Annotated in this window: 19 protein-coding genes; all 19 read right to left on the bottom strand. The window is 52.6% G+C overall.

Annotation, left to right across the window (positions count from 1 at the left end):
- Positions 1-231: 231 nt before the first annotated feature.
- The 19 genes from HY879_00975 to HY879_00885 all read right to left on the bottom strand — a co-directional run bounded on the left by HY879_00975 (position 232) and on the right by HY879_00885 (position 21,603).
- The gene (locus tag HY879_00975) at positions 232-1,002 is read right to left on the bottom strand and encodes an SDR family oxidoreductase (protein ID MBI5601905.1); all 771 of its coding nucleotides are present in this window, start codon (positions 1,000-1,002) and stop codon (positions 232-234) included.
- A 52-nt stretch (positions 1,003-1,054) separates the two neighbouring features.
- Complete coding sequence (locus HY879_00970) at positions 1,055-2,107, bottom strand: 3-keto-5-aminohexanoate cleavage protein (protein ID MBI5601904.1); 1,053 nt, start codon at positions 2,105-2,107, stop codon at positions 1,055-1,057.
- A gap of 71 nt (positions 2,108-2,178) precedes the next feature.
- Positions 2,179-3,414, bottom strand: coding sequence for an ABC transporter substrate-binding protein (locus HY879_00965; GenBank protein MBI5601903.1), 1,236 nt, complete (start codon positions 3,412-3,414; stop codon positions 2,179-2,181).
- A gap of 200 nt (positions 3,415-3,614) precedes the next feature.
- Complete coding sequence (locus tag HY879_00960) at positions 3,615-4,376, bottom strand: 3-oxoacyl-ACP reductase FabG (protein MBI5601902.1); 762 nt, start codon at positions 4,374-4,376, stop codon at positions 3,615-3,617.
- A gap of 123 nt (positions 4,377-4,499) precedes the next feature.
- Entirely contained in the window at positions 4,500-5,336 is an 837-nt protein-coding gene (locus HY879_00955; protein MBI5601901.1) for an enoyl-CoA hydratase/isomerase family protein, read from the bottom strand.
- A 16-nt stretch (positions 5,337-5,352) separates the two neighbouring features.
- Complete coding sequence (locus HY879_00950) at positions 5,353-6,186, bottom strand: 3-oxoacyl-ACP reductase FabG (protein ID MBI5601900.1); 834 nt, start codon at positions 6,184-6,186, stop codon at positions 5,353-5,355.
- Positions 6,187-6,403: 217 nt separating this feature from the next.
- Positions 6,404-7,636 (bottom strand): ABC transporter substrate-binding protein, encoded by a 1,233-nt coding sequence (locus HY879_00945; protein MBI5601899.1) that lies wholly within the window; start codon positions 7,634-7,636, stop codon positions 6,404-6,406.
- Between the two features lie 264 nt (positions 7,637-7,900).
- Positions 7,901-8,602, bottom strand: a complete 702-nt coding sequence (locus HY879_00940; GenBank protein ID MBI5601898.1) for an ABC transporter ATP-binding protein — start codon at positions 8,600-8,602, stop codon at positions 7,901-7,903.
- Positions 8,595-9,377, bottom strand: a complete 783-nt coding sequence (locus tag HY879_00935; GenBank protein MBI5601897.1) for an ABC transporter ATP-binding protein — start codon at positions 9,375-9,377, stop codon at positions 8,595-8,597. Before HY879_00935 ends, HY879_00940 begins: the two co-directional genes overlap by 8 nt.
- On the bottom strand, positions 9,346-10,341 hold the full coding sequence (locus tag HY879_00930) for a branched-chain amino acid ABC transporter permease (protein MBI5601896.1): 996 nt from the start codon (positions 10,339-10,341) through the stop codon (positions 9,346-9,348). The genes HY879_00935 and HY879_00930 overlap by 32 nt, the downstream gene beginning before the upstream one ends.
- Before the next feature lie 3 nt (positions 10,342-10,344).
- On the bottom strand, positions 10,345-11,205 hold the full coding sequence (locus tag HY879_00925) for a branched-chain amino acid ABC transporter permease (GenBank protein MBI5601895.1): 861 nt from the start codon (positions 11,203-11,205) through the stop codon (positions 10,345-10,347).
- 99 nt (positions 11,206-11,304) lie between these two features.
- Positions 11,305-12,267 carry an electron transfer flavoprotein subunit alpha/FixB family protein gene (locus HY879_00920; GenBank protein MBI5601894.1) on the bottom strand — a complete coding sequence of 321 codons (963 nt, stop codon included), beginning with the start codon at positions 12,265-12,267 and terminating at the stop codon, positions 11,305-11,307.
- Positions 12,267-13,046 carry an electron transfer flavoprotein subunit beta/FixA family protein gene (locus tag HY879_00915; GenBank protein ID MBI5601893.1) on the bottom strand — a complete coding sequence of 260 codons (780 nt, stop codon included), beginning with the start codon at positions 13,044-13,046 and terminating at the stop codon, positions 12,267-12,269. The genes HY879_00920 and HY879_00915 overlap by 1 nt, the downstream gene beginning before the upstream one ends.
- Before the next feature lie 165 nt (positions 13,047-13,211).
- Complete coding sequence (locus HY879_00910; protein ID MBI5601892.1) at positions 13,212-15,218, bottom strand: (Fe-S)-binding protein; 2,007 nt, start codon at positions 15,216-15,218, stop codon at positions 13,212-13,214.
- Between the two features lie 5 nt (positions 15,219-15,223).
- Positions 15,224-16,219: an electron transfer flavoprotein subunit alpha/FixB family protein gene (locus HY879_00905; protein MBI5601891.1), complete on the bottom strand. Its 996-nt coding sequence runs from the start codon at positions 16,217-16,219 to the stop codon at positions 15,224-15,226.
- 73 nt (positions 16,220-16,292) lie between these two features.
- Complete coding sequence (locus HY879_00900) at positions 16,293-17,075, bottom strand: electron transfer flavoprotein subunit beta/FixA family protein (protein ID MBI5601890.1); 783 nt, start codon at positions 17,073-17,075, stop codon at positions 16,293-16,295.
- A 167-nt stretch (positions 17,076-17,242) separates the two neighbouring features.
- Positions 17,243-18,991, bottom strand: a complete 1,749-nt coding sequence (locus tag HY879_00895; protein MBI5601889.1) for an acyl-CoA dehydrogenase family protein — start codon at positions 18,989-18,991, stop codon at positions 17,243-17,245.
- A 213-nt stretch (positions 18,992-19,204) separates the two neighbouring features.
- Entirely contained in the window at positions 19,205-20,449 is a 1,245-nt protein-coding gene (locus HY879_00890; protein MBI5601888.1) for an acyl-CoA/acyl-ACP dehydrogenase, read from the bottom strand.
- A 170-nt stretch (positions 20,450-20,619) separates the two neighbouring features.
- A complete protein-coding gene (locus HY879_00885) occupies positions 20,620-21,603 on the bottom strand; it encodes a nitroreductase family protein (protein ID MBI5601887.1) in 984 nt (327 codons plus the stop codon).
- Between the last annotated feature and the right edge of the window lie 33 nt (positions 21,604-21,636).

The following is a 21,636-nucleotide window of genomic DNA, read 5'->3' as shown; positions in this document are numbered from 1 at the left end:
TGGGCCAGATCTCCTGAGGAACATTCGTCTTGGATTAAATTGGGCGCAGAGTTTCGCCGATACCCGCCCTATTTTGCCGTCAGACCTCCGACCCGGCCCCTTCCCTGGTGAAGGCCAGGGCAGGGGGCCGGACTTACCCGGGTTCAAAAAGAATATCGGGGCACCCCTTTGATCTCAAAAGCTGGTTGATCGGTCCTCCTTTCCCTTAAATTATTGTGACGGGAACTCCTCTTATTGCGCCGTCACCCCTCCATCCACGACCACACTGGAGCCCGTCACAAAGGCTGCCAGATCCGAGCAGAGCCAGATTACCGCGCAGGCCACCTCTTCCGGTTTCCCGAATCTTCCGACAGGATGCATATTCACCAGAAGTTGCATCATTTCCTCCGAGGCTTTCGCGGCAAACTGGGCAGTCATCCCGGTCTCAATGACCCCAGGGCATACGGTATTGACCCTAATCCCTGTTCTGGCATACTCGATGGCCGCCGCCTTGGTCAGACCGATTACACCGTGTTTTGAAGCGATATAGCTGGAAAGACCCGGCGACGGAGCAGCAAGCCCCCCCATAGAGGAAATATTGACAATAACACCATTCCCCTGCTTCACCATCTGCTGAATCTCATATTTCATGCAAAGGAACACTCCTCTCAGATTGATGGCAATAATCCGGTCCCATTCGGCCTCATCGATTTCAGCCAGAAGTGCCATCTGTTGCTGAACGCCCGCATTATTACAGGCATAATCAAGACGTCCGAACTCCTTGAGGGTTGTTAGAATCAAGTGTTGAACTTCTTCTTTCTTCGATACGTTACACTTTACGAATAGGCCCTGGCTGCCTGCCCCTTCAACTAATGCAACCGTTTCCTTCCCCCCCGCAACATTGGAATCCCCTACGGCCACAACCCAGGCGCCTTCTTTGGCGAAGGCCAGGGCTGTGGCCCTGCCGATTCCCGAGGTCGCCCCGGTTACCAGGGCGACTTTCCCCGTCATTGGTCCGGTCATTCGATCCCTCCTTTACCCGAATTAAACCGTTTTTCTTCCTCTGCGCCCATGATCAGCGTTTCAGCGTGCCTCCCGGTTTTCGCATGCCCAGGAGCTCTCTCCACTCATCCGGCGTCACCAATTCTCTGCCGAGTAAATTCAACATCGTCCTCGCAGCCTTGAACGTTTCAAGGTTATGCGTGATCATCTCATTTCTGTGTGGCCATCGCCATACGGTATCTTCCATGCCTATACGAATGTGGTGACCCAGAAGCAGGGCAAAAGTGGACAGGTAGGATGATGCCCTGCCTGAGGCGCACACGACAATCTGCGAATCTTCATCGATCTCCTTTATTCGGTTGCAGTAATGCATCAGCACTTCCACCATGGCTTTGGGACTATGCATAGGGGACCCGCCGGGGAGCGCGGGCAGGACTATCCAGTAGTAGGGTTTCTCAAGAACCCCTGTCTTGATAAGATACCGGTCCGCATTATCGATATCCCCATCGCTGTACACGGCAATCTGCGGCTTAACTCCTAATTCCTGGCATATCCGCGTTTTTTCAATGATGACATGAGGGGGCTTGACGAAAGCCGTATCCCCTAAAAACGTTGCCGTTGTATTTATCGGGGTTTGATCAAACAATCCATCCTGGCAACATTCGATAAATTTCTCCCAGTCGCCGTCGATGTTCGGGACCATGCAGCCGCACACGATTCTGTCGGGATAGGCCTTTCTGATGGGATCGATAACAAAGTGAAAAAGTTCCGGGTCGAGCGTGTTGTAACCGTTCTGATCCCTCACATGAATATGCACGTTGGGAGCGCCGGCTTCAAGGCAGGCAAGGGCCTGTTCCCTGGTTTTTTCCGGTTCAATAGGCTGATGGGGATTCCCCCTTCGGCTGTAAAGGGCGCCGACGATCGTCTGGCATATAAGGGCCTTCCGTGGAATTTGCCATTGAGGCTGCACCTCAACCTCAACACCGTATCTTGTGCCTATGGGATCGATGATCTCCGGAAGACCGAAAGAAAACCCGATGGCCTTGAAGTCTTCCTTTTTCCCAAGGGGATTAACATCCTTCTTCCACTCGTTTATATACTCCCAATTTACTTTGTCTTTGCCCATTGTTGACTCCTCATAGCTTGGATTACCTTAAACATCCTGAATCCCGTCTCCTGGATCCTGACTTCCCTCCTTTAGGGAGCCGTGACATCCATCAATTTCATGGTTTTCGGAACGCCATTTACATAACTGATTATCGGTATGGGATAGGACATGGTGTGTTTGATCCCGTATGTCTTCAGCCCGCCCAGGTGTGCGGTTCCCAAAACACTCTTCATGGTGTTCATCTTTTCCCATTTATCCCTCACCGTCGTGGAATCAAGACTCTGGGCCGCTTCGATGGCCTGGGCCAGCATCCAGAGATTATTGAACCCAACGATGATGTAGTAAATATGGCTATGGTTGAACTTGGTCTGGCACCGGCGCATCAGCTCATCAACAATCTGCGGATTGTGAGAGTCGCCCGGAAGAAGACTGTGCTGATAGAAAAGGGTTGACGCCTCTTTGCCTGCCACCTTCAGCGTATCCTCTGCCGGCTGATAGGTGGTAATGAAAATGGGTTTGGTGTAACCAGACTGCCGGGCCACTTTAAGAACGCCCCCCGTCATGGAAGGCCAGCCGTTAATCATCCCTATGGCATCCGGATTACGGGCCAGCATCTTTTTGGCGAGGGGGGTGAAATCTACTGTATCCAAGGCAAAGCCGACGACGTCCCCTAATACCGTGATCCCCCGTTCCTTGGCGATCTTCACGATCCAAGGTTGGATAAAGGGTATGGCGCCGTCATCCGGATGGGAAACCGCTATGGTTTTGACCTCAGGATGGGCCTGGGCCAGAAAGGTCAGCATGGTGATCATGCCTTCCACGGTGCCGTTGCAGGTGACAAAGGTATAAGGGGTCTTCGGTCCGTATTCGTCGGGTGTGACCACGTTGTAGATAGCCGCCCGTAGAATCTTGGCCGGTTCCGCCACGCTGTTTATGGCCACATTGGTGAAGGGCATGATACCTCCGACGATGAACTTTACTTTTTGATCATAAATGAGTTTCATTGCCGCACCGGCTGCACCCTCGGCCGTGCTCTTATGGTCCTCGGTGACCAGTTTGATCAGGTATTTCTCCCCCTTGATATCGATCCCGCCCTTCTCATTGATCCAGTCCACGGCCAAATGGCCTCCCTGCTCAATGACTCTTTCCGAACCGGCCGAAAACCCGGTCATACCGGCGATATATCCTATGGTCAAGGTCTTGGGTTGACCTTTTCCCTTTTGAGTCTTTTCCACACAGAGTCCCAAAGAGGGTGAAAGCATTAGTTCAAAAAACAAGACTGTGACGATACTGGCCTTAAAAAATAACACCCTTCTTGTGTTCATTTTCGCTCCTCCCCTTTTCTTAAGATATAAGATTTGTAAACTTTAATTTACCTCTCCACCGCGCCTGTCGATTGTAATGGGCTTTTTGATCCGGCTTCCTTTCCCTGTTCTTTCGGCAGTAATCGGTAGGCCTGATTACCCTTTATTTGTTCCGCATCGATAACAACATGAAGGACATTGACTCGACGACCGGACAAACTCTACTGGGCCGTACAGCCATTGTCTATGGGTACGGCCGCGCCGGACATAAAGGAGGATTCGTCGCTGGCCAGAAAGAGCGCCAGATTGGCCACTTCACCCGGATGGCCCAGACGTCCCTGATTCTGCATCAAGAGGTCATCCTGAGGAAGGCCTTGGCTTTTAAGAAGTTCGAGCAACCGTCCGGCCATGTCGGTATCGATGAATGCCGGGCAAACGGCATTAACCCGGATATTGTGCGGCCTCAATTCCAAGGCCATGGTCTTGGTCAGTCCGATGACGCCATGCTTCGAAGTGCTATAGGCGCCCAGTCCAGGAAAAGAGACTAAACCGGCGACTGAAGCCATATTGACGATTTGTCCGGCCCGGTTCCGGGACAGCATCTGCCGAACGGCATGCTTGGACACGAGAAAGACCCCCCGGAGATTTATGCCCATAATCCGGTCCCATTCCTGGGCGGTCATTTCGTGAATCGGTTTCCATATTTCGACCCCGGCATTATTGACCAGGATGTCCAGCCCTCCATAAGTATCAACGACGAATTGCACCATCCTTTCCACATGGGTTTCTTGGCTTGTGTCGCCTTCAATGGGAGCAGCGGTCCCTCCCTGGGTCTTAATCATCTCAACCGTTTCTTGAGCGCTCTCCCCGTTTACATCGTTGACTACCACCCGGGCCCCCTCTACGGCGAACCGCTCGGCTATTGCCCGGCCAATACCTCTTCCTGCTCCGGTTACCAAAGCCACTTTGTCCTGTAAGCGCATTTCTTTCTTCTCCTTCCGATTTTTATTGATCAACTCATTGGTCTGGCTGTCACCCATCTGATCCTTTTACCCATTTTCGAGTCGCCAGTCCAATTTCCTCCTCATTCGCCCCGGACATAATACCTATTCGACCTTCGCCAGCACATCCCACATATTCGTCCAATCCAGTTCCATCGAATGGATTTGACCATCTGATTCCAAAAACTTTTTCATGCGCTTTTTTGCAGAGGGTAGGATGGTGCTGAAAAGTCTTGATTCCTCCATGATTCCTTCTATCAGGGGTAATTCCGTTGCAGATAATATCGCCGCCTTGGCTGCCGAAACCGCGGCCGGTGGAAAAGTAGCCATCCGAAAGGCCAGGGCCTCAACAAACTTTGTTAGTTCATTCTCTGGCAAGGCCCGGTTAAAATAGCCATAACGCTCGCCCAGATCAGCTGAGAGATCATCAGCACCCAGGATGACTTCAAAAGCCCTGCAAACGCCGATGAGACGAGGCAGCCTTTGGGTACCACCGGCTCCGGGAATGATACCCAAAGGCACTTCGGGTTGGCCGATGAATGCCCGTCCGATGGCCCCGAACCTCATATCCAGGGCCATCAAAAGCTCGCTCCCGCCACCCCGGGCCCGTCCTTCGACTTTGGCGATTGTCGGTTTGGGCATTCGGCGAAGGGCTTCGCAGGCCCGATTTAGGTCATGAAGGTCTACCGATCGGGCGGCGGCCGGAGAATCAGGAAACTGCACCAGGGTGCCCACGTCAAAATGGGCTATAAAATAATCGGGATTGGCGCTGTCGAATACCACGACTCGGATATCCTTGTCGGCCGTCACTTCCACGGAAAGACGGAGGAATTCCGCAGCCATGTCCAGTGTGAGGATATTAATCGGTGGATGGTCGATGGTCACGAACAGAACCCCCCGTTCTATCCGAAACTTGAGAAATTGGAAGTTGTTATAGCTCATGGATTTCTCCTTCGAATTAAATAACCATCCCCCCATTGGGACTGATAACCTGCCCAACAATATAATTGGCATCGTCCGTAGCCAGATAGGCTACCAGCGAGGCAATTTCCTTGGCGTTGCCTAGTCGTCCGGCAGGTGTACGGGCGATGATCATCTGTTTGACCCGGTCGTCCATGCCGTCGAGCAACGGCGTATCAATGTATCCCGGCGCCAAGGCATTCACAATGATGCCGGAGCCAATGACCTCCTGGGCCACGGCCTTGGTAAATCCGATGATACCGGCCTTCGCGGCGGAGTAAGCAGGTACAATTGGTTCGCCATGCAGGGCCGTGACGGAGGACAGATTAATGATCTTCCCTTTCCTTTTTTCCTCCATGATTTTCAGGGCCTCCCGGGTGCAATAAAAAGTCCCGTTGAGATGGACATTCAACGTAATCAGCCACCATTCGTCTTCAAAGGAGGAGGTTATTTTCATGGATTCCTGCATTTTCCCTGTCTCCATCACCTCACCCATCGCCTTTAAGGCGGCATTATTGGACCTTTCTTTATAAACGACCCAGGATGGCGGCATGGCAATACCGGCATTATTGACCAGGATGTCGATCGTGCCGTAGGTCTCTTTCAGTTTCTTAAACATTCCTTTCACCTCGGATACGTTCCCTATGTCGGCCTTCAAAGCGATGCCGGAGGCACCCAGATCCTGAAGTATCCTGAGAGTCTCATCAATAGCCTTCTCATTGATGTCATTTACACCAATCTTAGCCCCTTCCTGCGCTAATTCAACCGCGATGGCCCTCCCAATACCACTGCCCGCGCCGGTAACCAAGGCAACTCTGTTGTTCAGCTTCATACGTTAATCCCCTTGTTAACTGTTTAGATCTTATTACCTAACATCAAGTCCCGCCTACGCGCTATCCATTCTCCGAGGCATTTAATAACCCGCTACGCGCTAGGATTTCCTGGTTTCATAACACCCCGACAGCAAATCCGCACAGACTCCTTCTCCCTGAAAAATCCAGGGCAGGCGGCCCGCACTGCCCCGATGAAAAATGAACTTTGTTACCCCCTTAAGGGGTTATGATGTCCATCCATTTCATGGTCTTCGGTTCAGCGTTTACGTAGCTTATTACCGGTATGGGATGGGACATGGTATGCTTGATCCCGTAGGTCTTCAGCCCTCCTAAGTGTGCGGCTCCCCAGACGCTTTTCATGGCGCTCATCTTTTCCCATTTGTTCTTTACCACCGTGGGGTCGAAGCTCTGAGCTGCTTCGATGGCCTGCACCATCATCCAGAGGTTATCAAATCCAACGCTTGAGTAGTATATGTTCTCGTGTCCAAATTTGGCTTTGAGCCGGCGAAATATTTCGGTAACGAGTGGCGGGTTCTTGGGGTCGTTGGCTAAAAGACCCTGAAGATAGAATCCCGTTGATGCTTCCTTACCCGACACCTTGAGCGTATCGTCAGCAGGCTGATAGCTGGTTACCCAAATAGGCTTCGTATAGCCTAACTGACGAGCGACTTTAAGGATGCCGCCCGTCATGGACGGCCATCCGTTTATCATACATATCCCGTCCGGGTTGCGGGCAAGAGCTTTTTTCGCGATGGGGGTAAAATCCACCGTATCGAGGGCCCAACCGATCACGTCCGCCACAATCATTCCGCGGTCCTTGGCAATCTGCACGATTCTCGGCTGAAGGTGAGGAATACTGCCATCTTCTGGAATAAGGACGGCAATTTTTTTAACCTCGCGGTGAGCCTGACTTATATAATCGAGCATAGTATACATACCTTCGATAGTGCCGTTCATAGTAACGAAGGTATACGGTGTTTTCAGCCCGTACTCATCCGGGGTACCGACGTTGTAGATCCCGGCGTTAAGAACTTTGGCCGGTTCCGTCACGCTGCGTATGGCGATATTGGTGAATGGCATGACCCCGCCGATGATAAACTTCACTTTTTGGTCATGAACCAGTTTGGTGGCCGCAGAGGCCGCGCCCTCGGCAGTGCTCTTATGGTCCTCGGTGACCAGCTTTACGCGGTATTTTTCTCCCTTAATGGTAATCCCGCCCTTTTCGTTGATCCAATCCTCGGCCACTTGACTTCCTTGCACCATGGGCATCTCTCCGGGTGCCGCAAACCCCGTCAGGGCGCCGATGCAGCCGATGTTTAATATCTTGGGGTGTCCTTTCTCTTGTTGGGTCTTTTCCGCACTAAGCCCAATAGAAGAAAAAAGCAGCAATACTATAAGCAGAACTGCACCTGCGCTGCCAACAGACAATAATGACCTTTTTGCTCTCATTCTTGGTCCTCCTCTTTTTTCGAATTAAGATTGACAAATTTCAATCTACGCATCAGACCCTTCCCTCGGTTTTAAGGGCTTTTTGATCCAGCCTCCTTTCCCTGCCATTACTGGGCAGAATACTTTTCATTTATCTGACCTGACCTTATTGGGCCGTACAGGCATTGTCGATGGGTATGGCCGCATCATTAATGAAAGAGGTTTTTCTTGAACCTTGAACCCTGCACCCTGACCCTTGAACCTTGAACCGATCTTCATGGGTCATCATCCCCCCAAGTAGGCCTTCTTGATTAGTCCGGCTTTGAAGTGGGTTATCTCGGCATCCATGACCACCTTGCCGACTTTCAAGGCGTAACCCCACTGGGCCACTCGAAGGACCAAGGGGATGCTTTGTTCCACCAAAAGAACAGACACCCCACGGCTGTTAATGTTCCGGATCACCGGAGCCAGATCAAGAACCACTTTTGGTGCCAATCCCAAGGAAGGCTCATCCATCAACAGGAGCTTTGGTCTAGCCATCAGACCCCGGCCAATAGCCAGCATCTCCTGTTCCCCACCGCTCAAGGTGCCGGCCTTTTGGTTCCGTCTCTCGTGCAACCTTGGGAAGTACTCAAAGATCTCGTCCATTTCCTTCTTGATGCCGTCCTTATCCCGGCGCAGACTGGCGCCCAGATTAAGGTTGCTGAGGACAGTGAGATAGGGGAAAAGCTTCCGGCCTTCGGGAATGTGGATCAGGCCCATCTTGACGATATCGGCAGGATCCATCCGGTCTATCCTCTTATCATCAAACCAGATCTCCCCCGAGCGCAGGCGCGTCAAACCGGAAATGGCCCTCAAAAGGGTGGTCTTGCCCGCTCCGTTGGCACCGATGATACTGACGATGCTTTCCTCGGCAACGGTGAGTGTTACGTCCTCTATGGCCACCGCCTTGCCGTATTGGATCTTTATCTCTTTTACTTCAAGCAGGTTCTTCGATGCCAAAATAGGCCTCCACGACTTGCTGGTTTTCTCTGACTTCCTCGATCGTGCCTTCGCAGACTTTCTGGCCGAAGTTCATCACCACCACCCGATCCACGATGTCCATGATCTGCATGTTATGCTCGACTAGCAGAATGGAGATCCCTTGCTGCCGGGTCTTTTCGATAATGCCCATGGCAAAGGCGATCTCATCCTCATTCATCCCTCCTAACGGCTCGTCGAGTAACAACAGTTTCGGCCTGGTGGCCAGGGCTCTGGCGATACCCAGCATCTTCTGGTATCCATGGGGCAGATTCCTGGCCAAGTTGTCCTTCACCCGATCTAATCCTAATAATTCCAGAATCTCCAGAGCCTGTTCTCCAATTTGGTATTCGTTATGACGGTAGGTGGAGGTGTTGAAATAGGCCGCCCACAAACTCGATTTCGGGTGAAGAAAGAAAGAAGCGATGATGTTCTGCAAAACCGTAAAGTCGGCGAAAAGCGGATTCAGTTGAAAGGTACGGCCTATGCCCAGCCTGGCCACCGTGTGGGGTTTCAGGCCAGTGATATCCTTTTCTTCGAACAAAACTCTTCCTGCGGTGGGACGCAAAAAACCCGTGATCAGGTTAAACAGGGTCGTTTTACCGGCCCCGTTAGGACCGATGAGCCCGACCATCTCCCCTTCCCTGACCACCATGTCCAGGTTGGCCACAGCCGTCAAGCCGCCGAAGAATTTTGATAATTTTTTAATTTTAAGCAACACGGCCGTCTTGACCTCCGTCATCCGACTTCTTAATTAGAAATCCGGTCTTTTCATACAGGCCGACAAGCCCTTGAGGCACCAGAAAAATAATCAGGATGACCACTCCGGCGAAGACGTAAGGTGTGTACATCTTCAGATCACGAAACATCTCTGGAATAATAACCAAAATAGCCGCGCCGACAATCGGTCCGGCAAAGCTGCTCATGCCACCAACGATCATATAGACCATGAGGTTAATGCTGGCTACCAGATCAAAGGTACTGTGGGACAAAACCAGATTATAGTGCCCATATCCGGCACCAGCCAACCCGACCACGAAGGAACCCGCAGCCAAGGCCAGTACCCGGTATCCGGATTCATTAATCCCCACACTGGCGGCTACAGCATGAGATTGGGCCACGGCCTTCAGACTCGTGCCAATCCGACAAGTTTCAAATCTGTAAAGTATGAGCAGACAAAAAACGGTTAGCCCCAAGAAGAAGAAAAAGAATGGAACCTTGGAGGCCACAAACAACGGCGGGATCCCGGCCAAGCCATAGTAACCTCCGGTAAAACGGCTGAAAATGGTGTTAATCGCCAAAATGCCTATGCCGAAAAAAAGACTGACCATGGAAAAATAGAAAGTCCGTAATCTCGAAAAGGGGTAGCCGACCATTATGGCCACCACCATGGCAGCCAATGCCCCCAAGGGCATGGTGACCCAGGGGGTCCATTCCAATTGCTTGGCCAGGATAGCCGAGGTGTAAGCCCCGATGCCCATGAAACCGGCATGGCCAAGAGACATTTGGCCGGAAATGGCGATGGTCCGCAGGCTGCTGGCAGCAATGACATAGACTAAAACCAGGATAAAGATGTGCAAAAGATAAACAGACTTAATCATCAGCGGAATCATGGCCAGAATGGCCACCAGCCCCGTCAGCAGGAAGGCCTTTATCCATCCGTATCTGTGGGTTGTTTTCATTCCCATGGATTGCTTTTTCGCCATGGTTCAGGCTACCTCCCGGCCGAACAGCCCCTGGGGTTTGAAAAGCAAAAGCACGATAATGATGCCCAGACCGACGGCCTGGGTAACCGCTCCGTCGGCCAAAAGCGGCAGAATTGCATCCAAGGTGCCGATGATCAATCCTCCGGCCAATATGCCGCCTATATTGCCTATTCCGCTCAAAACGACCACTTGAATGGCCTTGACCAGCATGGGCCCACCCATAAACGGTTTAAGATCGAAAATAGCACCCATAAAAGATCCGGCTACCGCCGCCAAAGCACAACTCATGACCACTGCCAGGGCCGAAATGCGGTGGATGCGAATTCCCTGTAAGATAGCCCCTTCCGGTTCCTGGGAAACAGCCAGCATCTGTTGGCCGGCCCTGGTTTTCCCAATGAACAAGGTCAGGATGAGCAGCAGAATTCCGGCCATGAAAAAGGTGGCCACCCTTTCCAGGCTCACGGAAACAGCCCCGGCTTTTAGAATTCCAGGGACAAAAGAGGAGATGGTCCGGGTAACGCCGCCGGCCAGCACATTGATGGTGGTCTCAAGGATGAGAATCAAAGCTATGGCCATGATGATGGTGCGGTTTGCGTCACCGACGAAGGGACGAAAACAAAATCTTTCCAGAAATAAACCGATCAACCCGAGTATGATTGCCGCCATGAGTAGCGATAGCCATTGATTCAAGCCCAACTGTGTGGAAAGCCAATAGCAGATATACCCCCCGATCATATAGAGGGCCCCATGGGCGAAATTCAGGATCCCGATGATGCTCAGGATCAGGGCGAAACCCAGGGAGACCAGGATGTATATGGACGATAGCATTAAGGCATCGACCACGGCCCCTACCAATCCTTCCATAGCTTCTCCTTAATCTGAAAATATTGAGATTCGAAACATGAAGTTTTTTCCTTCCTTCGACATTCGATATTCATTATTCGATATTCGATATTAGGTTTTTCATACCTTTTCCATCAACGCCGGGAGGATCTTGAAAAGATCTTCCACCACACCGTAATCGGCCACCCGGAAGATAGGGGCCTTGGGATCCTTGTTGACGGCGATAACCGTGCCGGCCCCGCTGATCCCGGCCAGATGCTGAAAGGCCCCGCTGATCCCCAGGGCCAGATAGACCTTGGGCTTGACCGATTTGCCGGAGGTGCCCACCTGGTGAAATTTGGGCAGCCACTTCTTGTCCACAATCGGCCGGGAACAGGACAGGACCCCGCCCAGGGACTGGGCCAGGTCTTTTACCAGGGTCAGGTTTTCTTCCTCACCGATGCCCCGGCCCACGGAGATCAGGAACTCCGCCTGGGCGATATCGATCTCACCGGCCCCATTTTCCACAAATTCCACAAAGCGCCGGCGCGGTTCTGGCAGATCGGCCTTAAGCTCCTGTTTAATGATCTCTCCCTTCCGTTCTTCGGTCTTCTCTGGGGAGAAAGCCCCGGCCCGTACGGTCATCAGGTATCCGGCAGACTTCTTTAAAGCGACCCGGGTGAAGACCTTGCCGCCATAGGCCTGGCGGATGGCTTTCACCTGATCCCCGTCCGTGAGGATATCCAGGCAATCTGTGGCCAATGGAAACCCGGTTTTAACAGCCAGGGCCGGGGCCAGATCCAACCCCCAGGAGGTCTGGCCCATAAGAGTAATACAAGGCCGGTATTCCTGAATGAGTTGATGGAGGACCTCCTGGTATAACCCGGCATCAAAGTTTTTCAATTCTTCCTTTTCCACCACCAGGATGGTATCGGCCCAGCCGGAAAGCTCCTGCAAAAAAGGGGTTACTTCCCAGCCGATTAAAACCACGGTCAGGGGGCAGCCCTGCCAATGGCTCAAGTCCCCGGCCTTCCCGAGCATTTCAAAAGTTATATCCCGGATCTTTCCGCGACGGTGCTCCACCAGGACAAAGATCGGATTCATCAGGTCCTCACCCCCTTTTCTTTCAATAGGCGTAAAATCTCTTCGGCGATCCGGGAAGGCTCACCGATGATCATATCGGCCCCTTCGGTATCCGGCGGCAGATAGACTTCTTCGATGTGCGTTCTCGGGGCCAGGTCCTCTTCGGTCAGATTCAAATCAGTCAAAAGGACCGTTTCGATCCCTTTTTTAGCCGCTTTTTTTATGCCCATGAGGGACACATAGCGGGGTTCATTGATCCCGCTCTGGATGGTCAGCAGGGCCGGGAGGCTGAGGATGGATCGTTCTTCCAGCCCGTCTTCCAGTTCGCAGCGAATCAGGGCCGATTGATCCTTTACCTCGATCCCGGTCACCACGGCGGCATGGGCCAGGCCCAGTTGTTCGGCCGTCATGATCCCGATCATGGCCTGGTTGTCGTCTTCGGCCTGGACACCGGTGAGAATCAGGTCAAAAGAAAGTCCTCTGATGACCTCCGAAAGGACCCTGGAAATCCCATAGCCGTCCAATTCCCTGCTCCCGGGATCGATGCGCATGGCCTTGTCAGTCCCCACGGCCAGGCATCTTCTTAAGACCTCTTCATCGTCTTCGCTGCCCAGGGTGATGGCCGTGATGGTCCCGCCGAATTGCTCTTTGATCAGAACGGCCTCTTCTATGGCATAACCATCCCAATCGTTCAAGGCATAAACCAGCGGGGACCGGTCGATATCCTTTTTGTCCTGACCAATCTCCAGGTCCACCTCTTGGGTAAAAGGGACCCTTTTTACACAGACAATGATGTCCACAAAACATACCTCCTGAGAAGGTTTAAGGCTGTCTTTAGCGGTTCCCAGCCGAGGGCGGCTGTGCTACATATTTAAATCTATTTTCGAACTAAACCTTCATACCCATGGGGCGCCACGAATCATGAAAATGTCTTTCGCCAATCCCCGATCCCTGAAGGCTATTTTTTAGATCGTAGAAACCACCAATTCCATCAGATCCGTTACCCGCATTTCCTTATCCAGACCGGCGGTCTTGACCGCATCTTCCAAATTAAGCAGGCAAAAGAGGCAGGCGGTGACGATGACGTTCGCCCCGGCATCCCGGGCCATCCGGACCCTTTTTCCGGCCATACGCATTTCCTCTCCTTCGATCTCATGCCAGAGATTGACATCTCCGCCGCCGCAGCAAAAACTCCGGTCCCGGCAGCGCTGCATCTCCACTAAGTTCATGCCCGGCAAGGTCTTGAGGATCTGCCGGGGCGGATCATAAAGGCCGTTATGCCGGCCTAAATAACAGGGGTCATGATAGGTATAGACATCCCCGGGAGCCAGGGCCTTTGCCGGTTTGAGCCGGCCGTCCTGAATGAGGGGCAAAAAGAATTGGCTATAGTGCATGACCGGAAGATCTCCGGGATAATCCTTTTTAAGGGTGTTGAAGGCATGGGGATCGGTGGTGACAATCTGTTTAAACCGGCGGCTGCCCAGGGTCTCCATATTTTCTTCCAACAGGTTTTGGAAAAGGCCTTCCTCCCCCAGACGGCGGACCTGATGGCCGGAATCTTTTTCTCTAGCCCCCAGGATGCCGAATTGGATGTTAGAACGGTGAAGCCCCTGAACGATAGCCTGGGCTATGATCTGGACCCTGGGGTCATAGGAAGCATAGCCGTCAACAAAGTAAAGAACCTCGGCCTCATCTCCCGCTTTCAGAATCGGGACGAGGAGTCCCGGCACCTCTTTGGTCCAGTCAGCCCTTTTGGAAGCCGGTTTGCCGAAGGGATTTCCGGTCTTTTCGATCTGCATCAAAACGGAATTAAATGATTTGGGAGTTTGCGAGGTCTCGATGAGATGACGGCGCAGGTCAATCATCTTGTCAATATACTCGATACAGACCGGGCATTCCTCCTCACAGGCCCCGCAGGTCGTGCAGGACCAGATTTCATCGGTGGTGATCAGGCCGCCGGTCATCGCGATTTTGTTTTCCTCCTTCGAATACCCGTAATCCCTTAACTTGATGGTGAACATTTTAGGAGACAAAGGCCGGCCTACGGCCCTGGCCGGACATTGATCGGAACAGCGGCCGCATTCCGTGCAACTAAAAAAGTCTAGCAGGTGCTTCCAGGTAAAATCCGTCAGTCGGCCCACCCCCAGGCTGTCCAGGTCTTCCGGATTTTCGATTCCCCATCGGGCCGGTTTGATCCCTCCTTTTTCAAGCTTGCGGAAAAAGACATTGGGCAGGGCCGTGATGATGTGAAAATGCTTGGCCAGGGGGAGGAAGTTTAAAAAGAAAAAAAAGGCCAGCAGGTGCAGCCAATAGACGGTGCTGGAAAGAACCGCCCCTGTAGACGGAAGAGATCCGGAAAGGGTCCAGGCCCCCAAAGCAGCCGCCGGAAGCCAGCCCCGGGAAACCTGGGAAGTGGAAGCCAGGCGACCGGCTTCAAAAAGGATATCCGTGATCATCAGAAAAACGATCAGGCCCAATACCAGATAAGCCTCTGACTGATGGCCTGGATCTCCATTGCGCCGGTAGCGTTCTGGCTGAAGCAGGAGCCGTCTCAGGATGGCCCAGAGACCGGCGGCCAGGACCAGCAGTTCAAAGACGTCCTTCAAGCTGTTGTAAAAACCCCCGAAAGACCCTTTCAACCAGTACAGCTCATAGCCGCCTCCCAGCCCCTGGATGATCAGGTCCAGGGATCGGAGGCTCAGGATGATGAATCCGGTAAAAATCAGATAATGAATTATACCGGCCCCAAAATAGCGCAGTTGTTTTTTTTGAATCAGACCGTAACGGATCAACCCCAGGAATCTTCGGTCCAATTGGGAAAAGCGGGGGTCCGGCTGTCCGGAACGGAGCAATAAAATCCGTTGGTAAAGGGTACAGGAAAATAAGGCCAGGGCTGCAATAAGAATAACCCAGGACAGAACATAACCCGGAATCCCGAAATAGGTTTCAGCGGAGGGGTGGACGAAGGGCATGATTTTTAATCCGCCAGAAGTTCCCTGCATTTTTCAGTAAAGGCCGGTAATATGGTTTGGTAGTCACCGACAATGCCGAACTTGGCCAATCTGAAGATACCGGCCTTGGGGTTTTTGTTGATGGCCACGATATTTTTGGAACCCTGCATGCCGGCCAGATGCTGGGAGGCCCCGGATATGGCCACCGCTATATATAAATTGGGGGCGACCAGTTCACCGGTCAGGCCCACCTGGTAGTGGGAAGGGACCCACCCGTCATCACAGGGCGGTCTGGAAGCACCGACCGTACCATGGAGTATTTTGGCCAGGGTCTCCAGTTTTTGGAAGGGTTCCGGGCCGCCCAGGCCTCTTCCTCCGGAGACGACAACCTCGGCCTCGCACAGTTTTATCCCTTCAATCTCGGTTTTCTTTCTGCCAATCAAGCGGGTCCGCAGGGCCGAAGGGTTTATCTTCGGATCGAAGGGGACGACCTCACCCTTCCGGGAAGGATCCGGGAGCAGGGGAGACATGGCCTTTGGCCTTATGGTCGCCATTTGAGGCCGCCCTGATTCACACACAAATACAGCCAAAGCATTGCCGCCATAAACCGGCTTGGTTTTTCTAAGGTGCCTGGTTTCCGGATCAATGGTCAGGTCCACACAATCCATGGTCAGGCCGGTCTTCATTCGGAAGGCCAATGACGGGGCCAGATCCTTGCCCATCGATGTTTGTCCCAGAAGTAAAATCCCAGGTCCTGCCTGTTGGCACAAATTTTCCAAAGCCGCCACATAGGATTCCGTCAAATAATCCTTGAACAGGGGATTATCCATGACGTACACCCTGTCCGCCCCGAAGGCGATGGCCTCCCCGGCGGCATCGGTAATACCCAATCCTATGAACAGGGCTGAAAGTTCCTGGTTCAGTTCATCGGACAGCTTCCGACCGACACCTAATAGTTCAGCGGTTATGGAAGCCATCTTCCCATCCCTCATCTCACCTACAATAAAGACCCCTTGTTTCATCTCAACCTCTCATAAAAACAGGTTTAAGGTTCAAGGTATTTCAATTCCGAAATCCGCATTCCGAAATTCGAAATCAGATAAGCTTGGCATTCCTGAGCCGCAGGGCCAGATTGATCCCGGCCTCCTCCGGAGTATCGCCTTCTATAAACAGGCACTCCTCTTCTTTCCGGACCGGAATAAACAAATCGAGCATACGGTTCCGGGATTCAGCCGGAGGGATCACCTCGGCATTCCAGACAGGAATGTTTTTTTCAAAGGCGGCCATGACGCCCTTTAAAGGCGCATACCGGGGAACACCGATTTCACTGCTGATAGTCAGCACAGCCGGCAAAGGGAGTTCGATAGTTTCCCGCCCATCGGCAACTATTCTTTCAACTATGATGCTTCCGTCTTGGACTTCTATACCGCCTACACAGGTGGCGCTGGGAAGGCCCAGAAGCTCGGCCATTCCTGAGCCCACCTGGCCGGCGTCCCAGTCCCCTTCCTGTCTCCCGCACAAAATAAGGTCAAAGGGATCGGCCTTCTTGATGGCCTGACTCAGGACATGGGCCACGGCAAAGCTGTCGGCATCATCGTACAGAGGATCACTCAAAAGAATAGCCTCATCGGCCCCCATACCCAGGGCCTTGCGCAGGGCTTCCTTGGTCCGTTCTTCCCCCAGGCTGAATACTGTTACCTTCGAATCTCCCCGGTCTTTGAGCCTGAGTGCCCCTTCCAGGGCATTGGCATCATAATCGCTGATGACATATCCCCGGTCCTGAGGTAAAATGGCCCGCCTGGCTGCAGGATCCACCCTAAAGTCTTCTGCCGGGGTCTCCGGGTCGATGATTTGTTTTAAACAGACGATGATGTGCATCGGTTTCCCTCTTTTAACGAGATTGAATCTATTTTTATGCTTTTTATTTCCAAACCCTTATTCCCCACCGGGGCGACACGAAACATGAAAATGATTTACTCCGAACTCCGAACTCTAAACTCCGAACTTGATTTTCCGGACTTTGAACCTTGAACCGTCTTTTCGTTTCAAACAATAAAATATCTCCCGGTCTTGATCATGGCCTCGGCGATCTTCCGTCGAAGGCCGATTAAATCAGCCGGTAAAGGTTCGCTCAGGATCCTTAAGGCCGTCAAACGGTCTTTGAGTTCATCTCCCTGAAAAAGATTGCTGAAAAGGCTCTTAAAATATTGGCGCACCTTCATTAAGCCCTCGCTGACGATCACCCCGGAGATGGCCTCTGGAATTTCAGCCCCCTCCCCTTTTCGTTTTTCTGTGATCTTCAGGATTCTGAGCAGGCTGCTTTCCATAGCAAAGATTTCGATGAGGATGTTGGCAATCATTCCCCCCACCTCCTGCTGTTCTTCCAGGTCTTCGGGATAGGCATCATAAACCGCCTTAACAGCCTGCAGGGTCGCCCCCTTGGCCTTTTCCACTCGAAAGGCCATTTCCTCCAACCCGAGGCCATCGGAACCGGAAGGGGCAGACAGGCCTCTCTTTTCCGAAAGGGCCTGCACCAGGTCATCGGTCAGAGAAAGGCCGTCGGATAGGGCCTTCTTAAAAAGGAGGCGGGCAATCAACAGGCGGTTGATCTCGTTGGTCCCCCCATAAATCAAATTGATACGGGCATCCCGGTAATACCGCTCCACCGGGTAGTCTTTAATATAGCCATAGCCCCCATGGATCTGGACCGCCTCATGGGTCACATAATGGAGCATCTCCGAGGCATAGATCTTATTGATGGAGCATTCCATAGCGTATTTCTGGAGCCTTGCGGACTGATCCGGCCCGGGCTGATCAAGGGAAAAATCCATTCCCTCAAGTCCTTCCTGAATCAGCCCGGCCGTCCGGTAAAGCATGCTTTCAGCGGCAAATATACGAACCGCCATCTCCGCTATCTTTTCCCTGATGAGGCCGAAATCGGCAATAGGCCGGCCGAACTGGAGCCGGTTCCGGGCATAACCGATGGAATCCTTCAAGGCCAGCTTGGCGTTTCCAAGGCACAGACCGGCCATTTTGTAACGGCCCAGGTTTAAGGTGCTGAAGGCCACCTGGGCCCCTTTCCCCGGCCCCAGGAGGAGGTTTTGACAGGGCACCCGGACATTCTGCATTAAGACGCTTCGGGTGGAAGTGCCCTTGATACCCATCTTGTCCTCCTCTTCCCCCAGAGACAGCCCCTCGGAATCCCGGTCGACGATAAAGGCCGAAAAATCTCTGTCATCAATTTTGGCAAAGAGAATGAAAAGACCGGCATAGGCACTATTACTGATAAACTGTTTTTCACCATTGAGGAGGTAATAGTCGCCGTCTTCAGAAAGGGTGGCCGTGGTGCCGGCATTCAGGGCATCCGATCCTGAATTTGGTTCGGTCAAGGCAAAGGCCCCGATTTTAACGGCCTCGGCCAGGGCCTTCAGATATTTCTTCTTCTGTTCCTTTGTCCCGAAATAAAGGATCGGCAAAGTGGCAAAGGTCGTATGATCCAGGCTGGCCACACCGAAGGGACCGCCTAAGGCCGTCTTTTCCGTAACGATCAGAGAACTGGTGGCCTTCAGTTCCATACCGCCGAACTCTTCCGGGATATCCAGTCCCTGCAATCCCAGGGGGGCGGACTTTTTGAAAAGGGCCACCATCAGTCCTTCATCCCCGGCCTCCAGTTCCTTGATGCGGGGTTCCACCTCGCCCTGCAAAAATTCATCGGTCACCTGGGAAAGCAGTTTCTGTTCCCCGTCCATGTCCTCGGGGGTGAAAACATCCTCCGAATGAACGGAATCGAACAAAAAATTTCCCCCTTTAATGATCGTCTCAGCCATGGTTGTTCACACTTTCGGGAAAAAAGGTTCAAGGTGCAAGGTGCAAGGTTCGTCATGCGTGAACCTTGAAACTGCATTACTACACCACAATTGATGAATATTTTTTAAACGAATGTCGGAACATTGTTTAAGTCACCACGATTTATGAAAACGGTTTATTCCGAAATCCGAATTGCAAATTTATTTTCTTCTTGGATACGTTTCTGCTAATGTGTGTCCTCCGGCGATGGCTATAATCTGATTGGATCCGTCCTCGATCAGGGTCGCCCGGGCATCCCGGAAAAGTTTTTCGATCAGAAATTCTTTGGCCAGCCCGTTCCCGCCAAAAATCTGGATGGCTTCATGAGTGTTCTTAAAGGCCGTTTCAGTCCCCTGGATCTTGGACATTTGGGAATATTCCAGGGCCGGTGGAGCCACGGTCTGGTTATAGATGAAGGCGTTCCGGGTCAAATAACGGCTGGCTTCGACCCGCCGGAGCATATTGAAGAGGGTCATTTTGACGTGGGTATAATCGATCAGGGTTCTCCCCCCCTGGACCCGTTTCTTGGCGTAGGCCAGGGATTCTTCATAAGCCGCCCGGCCTATGGCTGTTCCGATGATGCCCATCATACACATCGTCCCGGCCAGGGTGCCTTCCAAAAAGGCTTCATAGGCCTCCGGCCCGCAGATCTGGTACGATTTCGGAATACGAACCTCATCAAAGAAGATCTCTCCCTGATTCTCATCCCTCTGGCCGAGCTTGTTCAGGGGTTTGCCCTTGGAGACACCGGGGCGATCGGCCGGCACGATAAAGATTCCGCTGCCGGCATGCCCCATGGAAGAATCGATCTGACAGTACAGAAGACAGTGAGTGGAAACAGTCCCGCAGGACACCCAGGAAGATTTCTGGCCGTTGATCACCCATTCATTGCCGTCCAGCCGGGCCCGACAGTTGGCCTCGATTTTAGGGTCCCGGAAACTGGGATAACCGGGCATCAGGGTGTCCGAGCCATGGTCGGGTTCGGTAATGCCCCAACAGCCCCGCATGCTGCCGTCACGGCATTCGCAAAAAGGAACGATGATATTTTTTACCAGGTCATCATTCGGAGCCAGGGCAGCCAACTGGGCCGGCATGCCGGCCACGCCCAGGGCCACGGCCAGACCGGCGCTACCCCAGGCCAGTTCTTCCACGATCAGCATGGTTTGCAGCAATGAAGTGTTCATACCCGAGTATTGTTCCGGAAGGCCGAATTTGTGGTATCCCAGTTCATATGCCTGTTTTAAAAAATCCCAGTAGGGTGAGCCGGGGGCGATGGCCTCCTCCGGTTTCATCTCGTCCAACTGCTTGGCAATGGGACGCATGACCTCTTTGGCGAATTCATGGGCGCTTTGCCGGATGGCCCTATCCTTGTCGGTCAAATTGAGATCCAGATCTAAATATTCCATGGGCTTTCTCCTTTCTTAATAAGAAAAAATAGTTTCAAGTCTCAAGTCCCAAGTTGCAAGTATGATTAATTGGAAAAAATGATTCGCAATTTAGTTCGAAAATACGGTTCACTGTTCATCTCTGCTTTGAAACCTGCATCTTGCATCTTGAAACTTGCATTTTGATAGAACTATCCCTCCACCTGGGGTCCCTCGGTCCCGGGGCGAAACCAGGTTATGGGCCTGAAATAGCGGGGGACCAGACCTTCCTGTTTGAATTTGGGGAACCCGAGACACAGGGACGAATAAACCCGCCAGGGGTCATCGAAGCCCAGTCTGGACTTCAACTCCGGGATGAAATTGACGGCCGATCCGAAATTACTCCAGCAGAAACCCAGTCCCAGGGACTTGGCAGACAGGTTCATGTTCTGTCCGCAGATGCCGGAATGTTGCTCCGGAAAGGCCATATTTTCGTGACAACCCAGGAAGATAACCACCGGGGCATTATTAAAGATGGGCAGCTCCTTTCGGATCACGCACCTTATTCCCCCCTGGACCCGGGGATCGAAGGCCCCAACCGGCACAGTATCTACCAGGTTCATGACCGTCTGGTCATCCTGGAACATGGGGTACATCCCGTTCCAGACAGCATAACAGGCCTCCTCAAGCTGATCGATGAAGGCCTTGTCCGTGACCACGGTGAACTTCCAGGGTTGATGGTTGCCGGCGCTGGGGGCGAAACGTCCCGCTTCCAGGACCCGCCGTATCAGCGATTCGGGAATGGGATTTTCTTTGAAATTACGCACACTGCGCCGCTCCAGGATGGTCCGCTCCACCTTGTTCCAGTCATCGGGTCGGTCTTCAGCATCCCTGGGTTCGAGAGGCATTTTGAGTACGGGGAGCCAGGTGTCAAAAAAGCCTTCATCCACATGGTATGATTCAACGATGGAAACGGCCTCCGTCGGACAGGCTACCAGGCAGTTGAAACAGGAAAAGCAGGCATTATCCGCCTTCATGACGGGAAACCCCTTTTCACCCATCTCCCAGCACTTGAAAGGACAGTTCCTGAGGCACAGGCCGCAGGCGGTGCACTTTTCCGCATCCACTCGCATCACGCCCATATGGACCCCCGTAGGTCGGAGCATGGGCTTGAGTTCTTCGAAGCTTCGAGGCATGGTCTTCTTCCTTTCTGAATCGGTAAAAATGTT

It is taken from the genome of Deltaproteobacteria bacterium, assembly GCA_016219225.1.
GTDB lineage: Bacteria > Desulfobacterota > RBG-13-43-22 > RBG-13-43-22 > RBG-13-43-22 > RBG-13-43-22.
Note: the sequence above shows the minus strand (reverse complement) of the source record. Positions and strands in the feature narration are given on the sequence as shown.